The 15642-nt window shown below is 69.0% G+C and carries 9 protein-coding genes and 2 rRNA genes; 5 read left to right on the forward strand and 6 right to left on the reverse strand.

The window, feature by feature from the left end:
- Nucleotides 1-108: 108 nt before the first annotated feature.
- The 4 genes from PV963_RS17845 to mtnA form a co-directional block, all read right to left on the reverse strand.
- Nucleotides 109-1947, reverse strand: a complete 1839-nt coding sequence (locus PV963_RS17845; protein WP_274816728.1) for an LpqB family beta-propeller domain-containing protein — start codon at nucleotides 1945-1947, stop codon at nucleotides 109-111.
- On the reverse strand, nucleotides 1937-4222 hold the full coding sequence (mtrB, locus tag PV963_RS17850) for an MtrAB system histidine kinase MtrB (protein WP_274816729.1): 2286 nt from the start codon (nucleotides 4220-4222) through the stop codon (nucleotides 1937-1939). Before mtrB ends, PV963_RS17845 begins: the two co-directional genes overlap by 11 nt.
- Before the next feature lies 1 nt (nucleotide 4223).
- A complete protein-coding gene (gene mtrA / locus PV963_RS17855; RefSeq protein ID WP_003990656.1) occupies nucleotides 4224-4913 on the reverse strand; it encodes a two-component system response regulator MtrA in 690 nt (229 codons plus the stop codon).
- 199 nt (nucleotides 4914-5112) lie between these two features.
- Nucleotides 5113-6261: an S-methyl-5-thioribose-1-phosphate isomerase gene (gene mtnA, locus PV963_RS17860; RefSeq protein WP_274816730.1), complete on the reverse strand. Its 1149-nt coding sequence runs from the start codon at nucleotides 6259-6261 to the stop codon at nucleotides 5113-5115.
- Between the two features lie 140 nt (nucleotides 6262-6401).
- Here mtnA and PV963_RS17865 point away from each other — a divergent pair, with 140 nt between their 5' ends.
- Genes PV963_RS17865 through PV963_RS17885 form a run of 5 tightly spaced genes read left to right on the forward strand, consistent with a single transcriptional unit; the run spans nucleotide 6402 to nucleotide 12102 of the window.
- Nucleotides 6402-7835 carry a glycerophosphoryl diester phosphodiesterase membrane domain-containing protein gene (locus tag PV963_RS17865; RefSeq protein WP_274816731.1) on the forward strand — a complete coding sequence of 478 codons (1434 nt, stop codon included), beginning with the start codon at nucleotides 6402-6404 and terminating at the stop codon, nucleotides 7833-7835.
- 4 nt (nucleotides 7836-7839) lie between these two features.
- Nucleotides 7840-8610: a DUF4129 domain-containing protein gene (locus PV963_RS17870; RefSeq protein ID WP_274816732.1), complete on the forward strand. Its 771-nt coding sequence runs from the start codon at nucleotides 7840-7842 to the stop codon at nucleotides 8608-8610.
- Nucleotides 8607-9803 carry a DUF4350 domain-containing protein gene (locus tag PV963_RS17875; RefSeq protein ID WP_274816733.1) on the forward strand — a complete coding sequence of 399 codons (1197 nt, stop codon included), beginning with the start codon at nucleotides 8607-8609 and terminating at the stop codon, nucleotides 9801-9803. The genes PV963_RS17870 and PV963_RS17875 overlap by 4 nt, the downstream gene beginning before the upstream one ends.
- Nucleotides 9803-10792, forward strand: coding sequence for an AAA family ATPase (locus PV963_RS17880; protein WP_274816734.1), 990 nt, complete (start codon nucleotides 9803-9805; stop codon nucleotides 10790-10792). Before PV963_RS17875 ends, PV963_RS17880 begins: the two co-directional genes overlap by 1 nt.
- Entirely contained in the window at nucleotides 10792-12102 is a 1311-nt protein-coding gene (locus PV963_RS17885) for a DUF58 domain-containing protein (protein ID WP_274816735.1), read from the forward strand. Before PV963_RS17880 ends, PV963_RS17885 begins: the two co-directional genes overlap by 1 nt.
- 77 nt (nucleotides 12103-12179) lie before the next feature.
- Here the strand turns inward: PV963_RS17885 and rrf are convergent.
- Together rrf and PV963_RS17895 are read right to left on the reverse strand one after the other, a co-directional pair.
- Nucleotides 12180-12296, reverse strand: a 5S ribosomal RNA gene (gene rrf / locus PV963_RS17890).
- An 89-nt stretch (nucleotides 12297-12385) separates the two neighbouring features.
- Nucleotides 12386-15507: ribosomal RNA gene (locus PV963_RS17895) — 23S ribosomal RNA — on the reverse strand.
- Nucleotides 15508-15642 lie beyond the last annotated feature (135 nt).

The raw sequence follows: 15642 nt of genomic DNA on the forward strand, positions 1-15642 counted from the left end.
CCCACCCCGCGCCCGAACGACAGCGGCCGCCCCTCCCGGACCTCACCCGGCAGAAGCGACCGCTCCCACAAGCGCGCCCCCGGACACCCGCCACGGGTACGCCACACCTCACCCCGGATAGACCGGCGCCGTCCCCTCCGTCACCTTCTGCCACTGCGCGCCCGACGGCAGCCGGACGATCCCGTCCACCGAGTACGCCACCAGCGGCAGCTGGTCGTCCTCGGCGGCGGTGACCTCCTTCACGCCGGTCAGGGCCGCGGGCGCCGGTACGTCCGGCGTGGAGCCGTCGACCTGGACGTACCGCATCTGCTCCACGCCACCGTGCTCGCGCCCGACCACCACGAGCCGGCTGTCCCCGGCCCACGACATGGCGGTGATCTCCTCCAACTCCGGGGTCGCGGAGCGCAGTTCCACCACCCGGACGGCCGACTGCTCGCCCGGCTTGCCCTCCCGCTCGATCAGGCCGATGAGCAGGGTCTTCTTGCCGCCCTTGTCCACGACGAGCGCGATCCGCACCCCGTCGGCGGCCACCCGCACGGCCTGGATCCGCCCGTCCAGATGCGGCATACGCACCTCCAGCGGATCGCCCTTGCCCTCCTCCAGCAGGAGCAGCCGGGGATTGTCCGGGTCACGGTCGGCCACCCACAGCCCGTCGTGGGCGTCCCAGCTGGGGGTGGTCAGTCGGTCCTTCTCGGTCGGGCCGTGGCTGCGCAGGACCGGCTCGCCCAGCGAACCGCCCGAGACCAGCGACCCCACGTACAGCGACTTGCCGTCGAGGCTGACCCCGGCCGCGGTGTGCTCGTCGCGCGACACCGCCACCGACCGAAGTGCGGTGTCGCCCTCGCCCAGCGCGCCCGGCGCCGGGTCCGGCTTGGTGTCGCTGCTGCCCGCGGGGATCCGTACGAGCCGGTCCTTGGCATCGACGAAGTACAGGTAGTCGGGGCGGCGCACCGAACTCCGGAAGACGGCGGCATCGGCCCCTTTCTGCGTGAGCGAGCACAGCTCCGCCCCGCCGGCCCGCAGCTCGACCTCGTCCACCGCGGGACTGAGGCTGTGCAACGTGAACAGCAGCTGGGCCGCCATCTCCTCGCACCGGTTGGTGCCGACACCCGCGGCCTTGCCATTCAGCGGGACCGTCAGCTTGTTCCGGTCGTCGGGCGTCAGCGCGCCGACGTCCTTCGGCAGCGCCGTACCCGTGGGGAAGCTCGACCTGACCACGGGCCCGAGCCACCGCGTGGGCCCGCTCAGGACGGAGCGCACCATCTGCGTCATCGGGTCCACCCGCCGGCGGACGTACACGGGGTCGGCGACCGTGGTGGGCTGGGTGTCCGCCCCGGCCACCGTGGTGTTCGAAGCGAAGTAGTACTTGTTGACGGACATGTAGTTGCGCTGGAAGTCCGACTCGCCCATGACGACGCCCTGCGGCAGCGCGTCGATCCGCCACTGCCCGCTCTTCTCGTCCTGCGTGAGGTGCACGGTCCTGCCGTACGCCCCGGTCGCCGGCGCGTACGACTGCTGCGCGTCCACCGTGGCCACCTTGGTGCCGGTCAGCATGTACGAGATCTCGCCGGTGTCCTCCCGGCCGCCCGCACCCGCGCCCTCGGCCTTGGCACCCGGCCCGTCCGTCAGCACGGTGGTGGACAGCTCCGGCCGCCACGTCTTGGCGGCGTCACCGGTCAGGTACTGGCGCGCGGTCTTGTAGTGCGGATCGTCGCTGGTGAGCGCCTCCAGGAAGCCCTGCACGATCTCCGAGGGCTGCGCGTCCTCACCCGGCGGCACGGCGAAGACCCGCACCTGGGTGTCCTGGCGGGGTGTGGACTCCACACCCCGCAGATCCCCGCTGTCCGGCATCGAGGCACACCCTGCCAGCAGCAGGACGCCACCGGCGGCGTACGCCATCACACGCGCGGGCGCACGCCGACCGCGCCCCCCACGGTCAGCGCCCACGAAATGCCTCCCCGTGCCTGTCCGCGTTCTCCGACTCGGTTTCCCTGCCCGAGCCCGCGGATCCGTTGTCCCTGTCCGCATCCCGCGGCACGCTCCCGGCCTGGTCCCGAGCGGCCCCAGCAGGACCACTCCGTTCGCCGCTGCTGGCCGTACTCGCCGAACCACTCACCACACCGTTGCCGTCCGCGTCTGACGAACCACTCACCACACCGTTGCCGTCCGCGCCCGCCGGGCCGCTCGTACCCCCGGCGCGAGCCGACTGCTCCGGGATCGCCTGCGGATCGTCCTGCGGCCGCGTGCCCGAGGCGGGCCGGGGAACCACGCGCGCGCCGTTGCCGGGCAGCGCCGTCGGATCGGCCGAGGGGGGCACGGAGGCCGCCCGCGTCGGTATCGGATCCCGCGCCGGACCCGGCCGTACCGGCCCGCTCGCCGACTGTGCCGGTACGGTCGCCCGCTTCTCGCCGTCCCCGCCGCCGCACGGCAGACCGGCGTCGTCGAGCCCCCGGTTCCGCCGCGAGTCCTTGGGCTCCAGCGGGATGGGAGAGCCTCGCAGCGGCTCGTCCGCGGTCCTGGGCAGTGTCAGCCGGAACTGCGAACCGCCGCCCGGTTCGCCCCACGCCTGAAGCCAGCCGCCGTGCAGCCGCGCGTCCTCCAGGGCGATGGACAGCCCCAGACCCGTACCACCCGTGGTACGCGCGCGTGCCGGGTCGGCCCGCCAGAAGCGGCTGAACACCCGGGTCGCCTCGCCCGGCTTGAGCCCGACCCCGTAGTCCCGCACCGCGACCGCGACCGCACCGCCCGCCGCGGCGAGCTTGACGACGACGTCCCTGCCCTCACCGTGCTCGACGGCGTTGACGACGAGGTTGCGCAGCACGCGCTCCACGCGCCGGGCGTCGGCCTCGGCCACGACGGGCTGCTGGTCGCCCAGCACGCGGATTTGCGTGCCCTTGCGCTCCGCGAGCGGCTCGGCCCCGCTGACGACCCGCCGTACGACCTCCCTGAGGTCTATCGGCTCCGCCTCCAGCGCCGCGGCACCCGCGTCGAACCGGCTGATCTCCAGCAGATCCGCGAGCAGCGACTCGAACCGGTCCAGCTGGTCGGCGAGCAGCTCCGCCGACCGTGCGGTCACCGGGTCGAAGTCCTCCCGCGCCTCGTGGATGACGTCCGCGGCCATCCGCACGGTCGTCAGCGGCGTACGCAACTCGTGCGACACGTCCGACACGAACCGGCGCTGCATCCGCGACAGGTCCTCCAGCTGGCTGATCTTCAGCTGGAGGTTCTGGGCCATCTTGTTGAAGGCCTCGCCGAGCCGCGCGATGTCGTCCTCGCCGGTGACCTTCATACGCTCCTGAAGCCGCCCGGCGGACAGCCGCTCGGCGATCCCCGCCGCCATCCGCACTGGCGTGACGACCTGGCGCACCACGAGCCAGGCGATGGCCCCCAGCAGGACGACCACGAACAGCCCGGCCGTCGCGAGGGTCCCCTTGACCAGGCTCAGCGACTTCTCCTCCTGGGTGAGCGGGAAGAGGTAGTAGAGCTGGTACGGATCCCCGTTGGGGTCGTTGACCTGCTTGCCGATGACCAGGCCTGGCTGGGAGTCCTTGGTCTCGTTGTTGTAAGTGATGCGGGTGTAGCTCTGCGCGGCCGTCGTACTGCTGCTGATCCGCTCGCGCAGGTCGGCGGGCACGCTCTTGCTCCAGTCGACCTCGCCGGAGGCGCGCGGTCCGCGGCCTCCCGCACCGTCCGCGTCGGAGGCCGGAAGCGTGACCACGTCGAACGCGCCCTGGCCGCCGCTGGACAGCGAGGACACGAGGTCGCTCATCCACTGGATGACGTTCTGCGCGGGACGGCCGTCCGCCGTCGCGACATCGTCGCCGGTCCCGCTCGCCGCCTCGTCGGACCGCTGCTTGGCCACCGAGAAGCCACCCGTGGCCTGGCTCTGCGACGCCTTCACCTTGGCGTCCAGCAGGCCGTTGCGCACCTGCCCGATCACGACGAAGCCGAGCAGCAGGACCACGCCCAGCGACATCAGCAGCGTCGTGACGACGACCTTGAGCTGGATGTTGCGCCGCCACAGCCGCATGACGGGCAGCAGGGGCCGACGCACCCACCGCATGAACAGCCGGATGACCGGGCTGCCCTGGACCCCGCCCTGGAGCAGCAGTCCGCTCTCCAGGAACCGGCCCCAGCGGGAACCCGCCTTCTTCCGCCCGACAGGCCGCCCCGGGCGGCCCCCGGACCGTCCGGGCGCCGAAGCGGCACTGTCGCCGGACATGTCAGCTCGGCCCTGCCTTGTACCCGACACCACGCACGGTCACCACGATCTCCGGCTTCTCCGGGTCCTTCTCGACCTTGGAGCGCAGCCGCTGCACATGCACATTGACCAGCCGCGTGTCCGCCGCGTGCCGGTAGCCCCACACCTGCTCCAGCAGCACCTCACGCGTGAACACCTGCCACGGCTTGCGCGCGAGCGCGACCAGCAGATCGAACTCCAGCGGCGTCAGCGCGATCGACTGTCCGTCCCGCTTCACGGAGTGCCCGGCCACGTCGATGACCAGGTCACCGATGGCGAGCTGCTCCGGAGCGGGCTCCTCCGACCTCCTGAGCCGCGCCCGGATCCGGGCCACCAGCTCCTTCGGCTTGAACGGCTTCACGATGTAGTCGTCGGCACCCGACTCCAGGCCCACGACGACATCGACCGTGTCGCTCTTCGCCGTGAGCATCACGATCGGCACCCCGGACTCCGCCCTGATCAGACGGCACACCTCGATGCCATCCCGACCGGGCAGCATCAGATCGAGCAGCACCAGATCGGGCTTGGACTCGCGGAAGGCGGCCAGCGCCTTGTCGCCGTCGGCCACGAAAGACGGCTCGAAACCCTCACCACGCAGCACAATGCCGAGCATCTCGGCCAGTGCGGTGTCGTCGTCGACGACAAGGACTCGTCCCTTCATAAACGACATCATCCCATTCTCATAACGGTGGCGAAGGCAGTGGTGAGGTAGGTCACCGGCCAGTGACCATAGTCGCAGCAAGCGCTACTGTCTGCCCTCGTCCGCCCGCTGTTGATCTCGACGACGGGCAGCGGCGAGGCCCCGTCCCCGGCGAAGGGACGAGGTCGCCGGAGCCCGCGCCACTGCGCACGCGCTCCGGCAGCCACCCGGCTCAGCCCGCCGACACCTGGTGCGAGCGGGCACACACCTCGGCCAGCGCCTCGGCCGTGACGGGCGAAACCGCGCCTTCCTCCGTGACGATCGCCGTCACCAGCTCGGGCGGGGTCACGTCGAACGCCGGGTTGTACGCCTGCGTCCCCAGTGGCGCCACCGGAATGCCACCGCCCGCCTCGGCCCCCGTCACCGGCACCTGCGGCGCCACGAACTCGGTCACCTCATGACCGGCCCGCTGCTCGACCTCGATGGACGCCCCGTCCGGAGTGTCCGGATCCACCGTCGTCACCGGCGCCACCACGATGAACGGCACATGGTGGTACCGCGCCAGCACCGCGAGCGGATAGCTCCCGACCTTGTTCGCCACCGAACCGTCCGCCGTGATGCGGTCCGCCCCGATCAGCACCGCGTCCACCTCCCCGGCTGCGAACAGCGACCCGGCCGCGTTGTCGGTGAGCAGCGTGTACGCCATCCCACTGCGCGCCGCCTCGTACGCCGTCAGGCGGGCGCCCTGCAACAACGGACGCGTCTCGTCCACCCACAGACGCCGCAACCGGCCCGCCCGGTGCGCCGCCAGCGCCACCGCGAACGCCGTCCCCTCCCCGCCCGACACCAGCGAACCGGTGTTGCAGTGGGTGAGGATCCGGTGCCCGCCGCCGGGCAGCAGCTCGTCCAGCAGCGCCAGCCCGTGCTCGGCCATCCGCGCACTGGCCTCGGCGTCCTCCCGGTGCAACTGCCGCGCAGCCGCCAGCGCCGCCGCAGCCGCCTGCCTGATGTCACCACCCTGGGCGAGCGCGGACTCGTGGGCCGCCTGCGCCCGGCGCACACCCACGGCCAGGTTCACCGCGGTCGGCCGGGCACTCGCCAGCGCGCTCGCGGCCTCGTCCACGTCGAAGCCCCGCACGGCGGCGAGCGCGACGCCGTACGCTCCCGCGATGCCGAGCAGGGGCGCCCCGCGCACAGCGAGCGAGCGGATCGCCTCCACGAGCGCGGGCGCGTCCGTACAGACCAGTTCGACCTCCTCAGCCGGCAGCCTCGTCTGGTCGAGAAGGACCAGAACGGGTCCTTCCGGTGGTTCTTCCCAACGGATCGCCGGGATCTCGGTCGGCCGTTTGTCATCGCCGCTGTACGCGTACTGATCAGCCATGCGGTAAGTCTGCCCCCTGACGAGCGGACAATTGAAGGTACGCAGCCCATACCGCGGCCGGTCACTCCAAGACCACCCCATGGCACGATGGCTGCCAACCTGCCGCCGCGACCGCGGACGGGCACCGTGAAGGAGCGACGATGAACGACACTCCGGGCTGGGCCTCGCCCGGATCCGCCCCGTCCGACGGGCAGAAGCCTGACGCGTCCGGCCCTGCCGAGCCCGCCGACCGCCCTGACCCTGCCGAACTCTCCGACCGTCCCGGCCCCGCACAGAGCGCGGACCAGCCGGGCCAGCCGGGCCAGGCCCCGCAGGGCCCCGGCCCGCAGTGGTCCAAGGACCAGCCGCCACCCGCCCAGTGGTCCGCCCCCAGCGGCGGTCCCGGAGCCCCGGCCGGCCCCGGCCAGGCTCCCCCGCCCCCGCCGCCCGGCCCGGGCTGGGGCACCCAGCCCCCCGGCGGCTACGGCCCTGGCGGCCCCGGTGGATACGGCCCCGGCGGTCCAGGGAGCCACGGCGGATACGGAGGCCCCGGTGGCCCCGGAGGCTACGGCGGCTGGGGCAGCGCCTGGGGCGGCCCCCCGCCCGCGGCCAAGCCCGGCGTGATCCCGCTCCGCCCGCTCGGCGTCGGCGAGATCCTCGACGGCGCGGTCTCCACCATGCGCACCTACTGGCGCACGGTCCTGGGCATCTCCCTGACCGTCGCGGTCATCACCGAGATCATTGTCGTGCTGTTCCAGGGCCTCGTCCTGGACGACTCCAGCACCGAAGCCCTCAACGACCCGAGCGCCACCCTCAGCGAACTGAGCCGCGCCATGGGCGACGCCATGCTCAACTCCACCGTCGTCGTCGTCATCTCCCTGGTCGGCACCGTCATCGCGACCGCACTGCTCACCACCGTCACCAGCCGCGCCGTGCTCGGCAAGTCGGTGACCATCGGCGAGGCCTGGCGGGACGCCCGCCCTCAGGTCGTCAAACTCTTCGGCCTCATCTGCCTGTTGCTGCTCATCACCGCGGGCATCGTCACCGTGGGCACCCTGCCCGGCATCCTCGTCAGCCTCGCCGGGAGCACCGGCGCGGGCGTCGCCCTGACCGTCCTGGGCATCATCGGCGCCGGCATCGTCGCCCTCTGGCTGATGATCCGCTTCTCCCTGGCCTCGCCCGCCCTGATGCTGGAGAAGCAGGGCATCAAGAAGGCCATGAGCCGCTCCGCGAAACTGGTCCAGGGCACCTGGTGGCGGATCTTCGGCATCCAGCTGCTCGCCACGATCATCGCGAACGTCGTCGCCTCGATCATCGTCATCCCCTTCACCTTCCTCGCCGGAGCCCTCAGCGGCGACGGCATCACCGGCTGGCTCAACTCCGGTGTCGGCAGCCTCGGCTGGACGTTCCTCATCGTCAGCGGCATCGGCTCGGTGATCGGCTCCATGATCACGTTCCCGATCACGGCCGGCGTCACCGTGCTCCTCTACATCGACCAGCGCATCCGCCGCGAGGCCCTCGACCTCGAACTGGCCCGCGCCGCCGGCGTCCAGGGCTACGGCCCCAACGCCCCCGGCGCCACCCCGGGGAGCTGATGCCGTGAGCTGGGCGGGGGAAGTCCTCACATCGGCGCTCCCACGCGCCGCCATACGCACGCTGCTGCGCGCCGGCGACACCTCCGCACTGTCGTCGGCACGCTCCGCCGACGAGCCGCCCCTCACCACCCCGCGCGACCCCGCGCGCGAGGCGGCCCGACGCGAGCTGTCGAAGCGGATGTACCACGAGGACGACCCCAGCCTGTTCCAGCGCGCCCTCGACGCCTTCTGGGACTGGCTCGACAAACTGTTCAACGCCGCCTCGACCGCCACACCCGGCGGAACACTCGGCCTGCTCGTCATCATCCTGGCCGTCGTCGCGGTCCTGGCCGCCCTCTGGTGGCGCCTGGGCACCCCACGCCGCCAGCCCACCTCGTCCGCCACCCTGTTCGACGACCGCCCCCGCAGCGCCGCGGACCACCGCGCAGCCGCCGAGGCACACGCCGCCCAGGGCCACTGGAGCCAGGCCGTCCAGGAACGCATGAGGGCCCTCGTCCGCGCCCTGGAGGAACGCGCCCTCCTCGACGTCCGTCCCGGCCGCACCGCCGACGAGGCCGCTGCCGAAGCCGGCCGGGCCCTGCCCGCCCACACCGACCGACTGCGCGCCGCCGCCCGCGACTTCGACGACGTGACGTACGGCGGCCGGTCGGCGACCGAGCAGTCGTACCACCGCATCGCCGAACTCGACCGCGACCTGGAACGCACCAAGCCCCAGCTCGCCGCGAGCAGCGCCCACAGCACGGCCCCCCACACCCGCCAGGGAGCCGCCGAATGACCACCGAGGCCACGCACCCGTCCACCTCGGCCTCGCCCACCGCACGCCAGGTATGGACCCGCGCGCGCGGCATCGCGCTCGCCCTCGTGCTGCTCCTGGTGGGAGCCATCGCCATCGCCGTCATCCGCTCCGACGCCCGGCACGGCGAACTCGACCCGCGCTCCGCCGACCCCAACGGCAGCCGCGCCGTCGCCGAACTCCTCGCCGACCGGGGTGTGGACACCCGCGTGGTCACCACCCTGGACGAGGCAGCCACCGCAGCCGGCCCGGACACGACCCTCCTGGTCGCCCTCCCCGACCTGCTGAGCCGCAGTCAGCAGTCCCGTCTGCACAACGCGTTCGCCGACTCCGGCGGCCGTACCGTCCTGGTCGCCTCCGGCAGCGCGTCCGTCGAACGACTCGCCCCCGGCGTCACCGCCGACCCCGCCACCAGCCTCGACTCGACGCTCTCCCCCGACTGCGGCCTGCCCGCCGCCCGGCGCGCGGGCACCGCCGACACGGGCGGCGTCCGCTACACCACCACCCACCTCGACGCCGACACGTGCTACCCGAGCGAGCGTCTGGCCACCCTGCTGCGCATCCCGGCCACGACCGGGGACGGCGACACCGTCGTCCTCGGCGCGCCCGACATCCTCCTCAACGACCGCCTCGACGAGCAGGGCAACGCCTCGCTCGCCCTCCAACTCCTCGGCTCCCGCCCCCATCTGGTCTGGTACCTCCCCTCGCTCTCCGACCCGTCGGCCACCGGCACCGACGACGAACGCAGCTTCTTCGACCTGCTCCCCTCGGGCTGGCTCTGGGGCACCCTGCAACTCTTCATCGCCGCAGCCCTTGCCGCCCTCTGGCGGGCACGCCGGCTCGGCCCCCTCGTGCCCGAAAAACTCCCCGTCGCGATCCGCGCCTCCGAAACCGCCGAAGGCCGAGCACGCCTCTACCGCAAGGCCGATGCCCGCGACCGCGCGGCCAACGCTCTTCGCTCCACCACCCGCACCCGCCTCGCCCCCCTCACAGGCGTCCCCGTCACCCAGGCGCACACGCCCGAGGCTCTGCTACCCGCCCTGTCCGCTCACCTCCACGGCGACCGACGGGACCTGCGCACCCTCCTCTTCGGACCACCGCCCAGCGACGACGCAGCACTCATCGCACTCGCCGACCAACTCGACGCCCTCGAAAGAGAGGTACGCCGTCCATGATGGACCCGACCACTGACAACGCCGGGCAGACCGGGGACCCGGGCGCCGCCCGAGCCGCCCTGGAGGCCCTGCGCGCCGAGATCGCGAAGGCCGTGGTCGGCCAGGACCCCGCCGTGACCGGCCTCGTCGTCGCCCTGCTCTGCCGCGGCCACGTCCTCCTCGAAGGCGTCCCCGGCGTCGCCAAGACCCTCCTGGTCCGCGCTCTCGCCTCCGCCCTCGAACTCGACACCAAGCGCGTCCAGTTCACCCCCGACCTGATGCCCAGCGACGTGACCGGTTCCCTGGTCTACGACACCCGCAGCGCCGAGTTCTCCTTCCAGCCCGGCCCGGTCTTCACCAACCTCCTCCTCGCCGACGAGATCAACCGCACGCCCCCCAAGACCCAGTCGTCCCTCCTGGAAGCCATGGAGGAACGCCAGGTCACGGTCGACGGCACCCCCCGCGCCCTCCCCGACCCGTTCCTGGTCGCAGCGACCCAGAACCCGGTCGAGTACGAAGGCACCTACCCCCTCCCCGAAGCCCAGCTCGACCGCTTCCTCCTGAAACTCACCATCCCCCTCCCCTCCCGCCAGGACGAGATCGACGTCCTCACCCGCCACGCCGAGGGCTTCAACCCACGCGACCTCCACGCCGCCGGCGTACGCCCCGTAGCGGGCCCGGCCGACCTGGAAGCGGCCCGCGCCGCCGTGGCCAAGACGACGATCTCCCCGGAGATCACCGCCTACGTCGTCGACATCTGCCGCGCCACCCGCGAGTCGCCGTCCCTCACTCTCGGCGTCTCCCCCCGAGGCGCCACGGCCCTCCTGGCCACCGCCCGCGCCTGGGCCTGGCTGACAGGCCGCGACTACGTCATCCCCGACGACGTGAAGGCACTCGCCCTTCCCACCCTCCGTCACCGTGTACAACTCCGCCCGGAGGCCGAAATGGAAGGCGTGACAGCCGACTCCGTCATCAACGCGATCCTCGCCCACGTCCCCGTCCCCCGCTGATGGCACTCACCGGACGCGCCGCCCTCCTCGCGGCCCTGGGCTCCCTCCCCGTCGGCATCTGGGAGCCCGGCTGGACGGGCATGCTGGCGGTCAACGCACCCCTGGCCGTGGCCTGCGCCTGCGACTTCGCCCTGGCCGCCCCGGTACGACGTCTGGGCCTCGCCCGCTCCGGCGACACCTCCGTGCGCCTCGGCGACACAGCGGACGTGACCCTGACCATCACCAACCCGTCCCGCCGCCCCCTCCGTGCCCGACTCCGTGACGCCTGGCCCCCGAGCACCTGGCAGCCGGGCACGGAGACCACGGCCTCCCGCCACCGCCTCACGGTCCCCCCGGGCGAACGTCGACGCGTGACGACCCGCCTGCGCCCCACCCGCCGAGGTGACCGCCAGGCCGACCGGATCACCATCCGCTCGTACGGCCCCCTGGGCCTCTTCGCCCGCCAGGGCACCCACAAAGCCCCCTGGACGGTACGCGTCCTGCCCCCGTTCACCAGCCGCAAGCACCTGCCCTCCAAGCTGGCCCGCCTGCGCGAACTGGACGGCCGCACCAGCGTGCTCATCCGCGGCCAGGGCACCGAATTCGACAGCCTGCGCGAGTACGTCCCCGGCGACGACACTCGCTCCATCGACTGGCGCGCCACAGCCCGCCAGTCCGCGGTCGCCGTACGCACCTGGCGCCCGGAACGCGACCGCCACATCCTCCTGGTCCTCGACACCGGCCGCACCTCGGCAGGCCGCGTGGGCGACGCACCCCGCCTCGACGCCTCCATGGACGCGGCCCTGCTCCTCGCAGCGCTGGCCTCCCGCGCCGGCGACCGCGTCGACCTCCTCGCCTACGACCGCAAGGTCCGCGCCCTCGTCCAGGGCCGCACGGCAGGCGACGTTCTTCCGTCCCTGGTCAACGCGATGGCCACGCTCGAACCCGAGCTCGTCGAAACGAACGCACGCGGCCTCACGGCCACAGCCCTGCGCACGGCCCCCCGCCGCTCCCTGATCGTGCTCCTCACCACCCTGGACGCAGCCCCCATCGAAGAGGGCCTCCTCCCGGTCCTCTCCCAGCTCACCCAGCGACACACGGTTCTCCTGGCATCAGTAGCGGACCCGCACATCACTGAAATGGCCAAGGCACGCGGAAACGTCGACGCCGTCTACGAGGCAGCCGCAGCCGCCCAGGCCCAGTCCGAACGTCACCGCACGGCAGAACAACTCCGCCGTCACGGCGTCACAGTGGTGGACGCGACCCCGGACGACCTGGCGCCGGCACTGGCGGACACGTACTTGGCATTGAAAGCGGCCGGACGCCTGTGACGTTTAGGGCCCTCGGAAGAGGGCCCTAAACGCAGAAAACCCCCGCATCCGAAGATGCGGGGGTTTTCCCAAGAATTGTTCGGCGGCGTCCTACTCTCCCACAGGGTCCCCCCTGCAGTACCATCGGCGCTGTAAGGCTTAGCTTCCGGGTTCGGAATGTAACCGGGCGTTTCCCCTACGCTATAACCACCGAAACACTATGAAACTGTCAGCCGCACCATACCGTGACCATGGCATGGGACTGTTCGTGGTTTCAGAACCAACACAGTGGACGCGAGCAACTGAGGACAAGCCCTCGGCCTATTAGTACCGGTCAACTCCACACGTTACCGTGCTTCCATATCCGGCCTATCAACCCAGTCGTCTACTGGGAGCCTTACCCCATCAAGTGGGTGGGAGTCCTCATCTCGAAGCAGGCTTCCCGCTTAGATGCTTTCAGCGGTTATCCCTCCCGAACGTAGCCAACCAGCCATGCCCTTGGCAGAACAACTGGCACACCAGAGGTTCGTCCGTCCCGGTCCTCTCGTACTAGGGACAGCCCTTCTCAAGACTCCTACGCGCACAGCGGATAGGGACCGAACTGTCTCACGACGTTCTAAACCCAGCTCGCGTACCGCTTTAATGGGCGAACAGCCCAACCCTTGGGACCGACTCCAGCCCCAGGATGCGACGAGCCGACATCGAGGTGCCAAACCATCCCGTCGATATGGACTCTTGGGGAAGATCAGCCTGTTATCCCCGGGGTACCTTTTATCCGTTGAGCGACGGCGCTTCCACAAGCCACCGCCGGGTCACTAGTCCCGACTTTCGTCCCTGCTCGACCCGTCGGTCTCACAGTCAAGCTCCCTTGTGCACTTACACTCAACACCTGATTGCCAACCAGGCTGAGGGAACCTTTGGGCGCCTCCGTTACCCTTTAGGAGGCAACCGCCCCAGTTAAACTACCCATCAGACACTGTCCCTGATCCGGATCACGGACCCAGGTTAGACATCCAGCACGACCAGACTGGTATTTCAACGACGACTCCACACTAACTGGCGTTAGCGCTTCACAGTCTCCCAGCTATCCTACACAAGCCGAACCGAACACCAATATCAAACTGTAGTAAAGGTCCCGGGGTCTTTCCGTCCTGCTGCGCGAAACGAGCATCTTTACTCGTAGTGCAATTTCACCGGGCCTATGGTTGAGACAGTCGAGAAGTCGTTACGCCATTCGTGCAGGTCGGAACTTACCCGACAAGGAATTTCGCTACCTTAGGATGGTTATAGTTACCACCGCCGTTTACTGGCGCTTAAGTTCTCAGCTTCGCCCCACCGAAATGGAGCTAACCGGTCCCCTTAACGTTCCAGCACCGGGCAGGCGTCAGTCCGTATACATCGCCTTACGGCTTCGCACGGACCTGTGTTTTTAGTAAACAGTCGCTTCTCGCTGGTCTCTGCGGCCACCCCCAGCTCGAGGAGCAAGTCCTCTCACCAGGCGTGGCCCCCCTTCTCCCGAAGTTACGGGGGCATTTTGCCGAGTTCCTTAACCATAGTTCACCCGAACGCCTCGGTATTCTCTACCTGACCACCTGAGTCGGTTTAGGGTACGGGCCGCCATGAAACTCGCTAGAGGCTTTTCTCGACAGCATAGGATCATCCACTTCACCACAATCGGCTCGGCATCAGGTCTCAGACTATTGCCAGGCGGATTTACCTACCTGACGTCCTACACCCTTACCCCGGGACAACCACCGCCCGGGATGGACTACCTTCCTGCGTCACCCCATCACTCACCTACTACCAACTTGGGTCACCGGCTCCACCACTTTCCTTTCCCCGAAGGGTCCGGAACGGCTTCACGGGCTTAGCATCACTGGATTCGATGTTTGACGCTTCACAGCGGGTACCGGAATATCAACCGGTTATCCATCGACTACGCCTGTCGGCCTCGCCTTAGGTCCCGACTTACCCTGGGCAGATCAGCTTGACCCAGGAACCCTTAGTCAATCGGCGCAAACGTTTCTCACGTTTGTATCGCTACTCATGCCTGCATTCTCACTCGTGAACCGTCCACAACTACCTTCCGGTGCTGCTTCACCCGGCACACGACGCTCCCCTACCCATCACAGCCGGCGTTGGCCGTATTACTGCAATGACACGACTTCGGCGGTACGCTTGAGCCCCGCTACATTGTCGGCGCGGAATCACTAGACCAGTGAGCTATTACGCACTCTTTCAAGGGTGGCTGCTTCTAAGCCAACCTCCTGGTTGTCTCTGCGACTCCACATCCTTTCCCACTTAGCGTACGCTTAGGGGCCTTAGTCGATGCTCTGGGCTGTTTCCCTCTCGACCATGGAGCTTATCCCCCACAGTCTCACTGCCGCGCTCTCACTTACCGGCATTCGGAGTTTGGCTAAGGTCAGTAACCCGGTAGGGCCCATCGCCTATCCAGTGCTCTACCTCCGGCAAGAAACACACGACGCTGCACCTAAATGCATTTCGGGGAGAACCAGCTATCACGGAGTTTGATTGGCCTTTCACCCCTAACCACAGGTCATCCCCCAGGTTTTCAACCCTGGTGGGTTCGGTCCTCCACGAAGTCTTACCTCCGCTTCAACCTGCCCATGGCTAGATCACTCCGCTTCGGGTCTTGAGCGTGCTACTCAAACGCCCTATTCGGACTCGCTTTCGCTACGGCTACCCCACCCGGGTTAACCTCGCAACACGCCGCAAACTCGCAGGCTCATTCTTCAAAAGGCACGCAGTCACGAGAATGAAGACAAGTCTTCATTCCGACGCTCCCACGGCTTGTAGGCACACGGTTTCAGGTACTATTTCACTCCCCTCCCGGGGTACTTTTCACCATTCCCTCACGGTACTATCCGCTATCGGTCACCAGGGAATATTTAGGCTTAGCGGGTGGTCCCGCCAGATTCACACGGGATTTCTCGGGCCCCGTGCTACTTGGGTGTCTCTCAAACGAGCCGCTGACGTTTCGACTACGGGGGTCTTACCCTCTACGCCGGACCTTTCGCATGTCCTTCGCCTACATCAACGGTTTCTGACTCGTCTCACGGCCGGCAGACCATGAAAGAGAGATCCCACAACCCCGTATACGCAACCCCTGCCGGGTCTCACACGCATACGGTTTGGCCTCATCCGGTTTCGCTCGCCACTACTCCCGGAATCACGGTTGTTTTCTCTTCCTGCGGGTACTGAGATGTTTCACTTCCCCGCGTTCCCTCCACACTGCCTATGTGTTCAGCAGCGGGTGACAGCCCATGACGACTGCCGGGTTTCCCCATTCGGACACCCCCGGATCAAAGCCTGGTTGACGACTCCCCGGGGCCTATCGTGGCCTCCCACGTCCTTCATCGGTTCCTGGTGCCAAGGCATCCACCGTGCGCCCTTAAAAACTTGGCCACAGATGCTCGCGTCCACTGTGCAGTTCTCAAACAACGACCAGCCACCCATCACCCCGCCCTACACAGGCGAGTTCACTGGGGCCGGCGCTGAGGAAAAATCCATTCCCTCAGACACCCAACAGCGTGCCCGACA

The sequence above is a fragment of the Streptomyces coeruleorubidus genome (assembly GCF_028885415.1).
GTDB classification, from domain to species: Bacteria; Actinomycetota; Actinomycetes; order Streptomycetales; family Streptomycetaceae; genus Streptomyces; species Streptomyces coeruleorubidus_A.

Coding starts and splice junctions, on each gene's coding strand:
- PV963_RS17875 (WP_274816733.1), top strand. CDS start 8,607: ATGACCACCGAGGCCACGCACCCGTCCACCTCGGCCTCGCCCACCGCA.
- PV963_RS17865 (WP_274816731.1), top strand. CDS start 6,402: ATGAACGACACTCCGGGCTGGGCCTCGCCCGGATCCGCCCCGTCCGAC.
- mtrA (WP_003990656.1), bottom strand. CDS start 4,913: ATGATGTCGTTTATGAAGGGACGAGTCCTTGTCGTCGACGACGACACC.
- mtnA (WP_274816730.1), bottom strand. CDS start 6,261: ATGGCTGATCAGTACGCGTACAGCGGCGATGACAAACGGCCGACCGAG.
- mtrB (WP_274816729.1), bottom strand. CDS start 4,222: ATGTCCGGCGACAGTGCCGCTTCGGCGCCCGGACGGTCCGGGGGCCGC.
- PV963_RS17880 (WP_274816734.1), top strand. CDS start 9,803: ATGGACCCGACCACTGACAACGCCGGGCAGACCGGGGACCCGGGCGCC.
- PV963_RS17885 (WP_274816735.1), top strand. CDS start 10,792: ATGGCACTCACCGGACGCGCCGCCCTCCTCGCGGCCCTGGGCTCCCTC.